1 protein-coding gene is annotated in these 431 nt (G+C 41.8%); it reads left to right on the top strand.

What is annotated here, in order from left to right; translation table 11 throughout:
• Nucleotides 1-431: Ig domain-containing protein (locus CD113_RS09115; protein ID WP_206167419.1), on the top strand; the 431-nt coding region annotated here is incomplete at both ends.

Raw genomic sequence — 431 nt, forward strand, 5'->3', positions numbered from 1 at the left:
GGAAATACAACAACAACACAATTCACAATTACAGTGGTAGACACAACAGCACCAACGGTGAAAGCGATTAACGATCAAACGAAAGAAGTTAATACACCAATCGATAACATTGTTATTGATGGAAGTGACAATAGTGGTCAACCAGTAACAAACAGTGTGAGCGGCTTACCGAATGGCGTAACGTTTGATGAAGCGACTAACACAATTAGTGGTAGTCCAACGACGGTAGGCACATACCCAGTGACTGTAACGACAACAGACGCCGAAGGCAACACAACAGAGACGAAATTCACAATTACAGTAGTGGATACGACAGCACCAACGGTGAAAGCGATTGATGATCAAATAAAAGAAGTGAACACACCAATCGACAATATCGTTATCGATAGTCAAGATAACAGTGGTCAACCAGTGACAAATAGTGTAAGTGG

It is taken from the genome of Staphylococcus simiae (assembly GCF_002902085.1).
GTDB lineage: Bacteria > Bacillota > Bacilli > Staphylococcales > Staphylococcaceae > Staphylococcus > Staphylococcus simiae.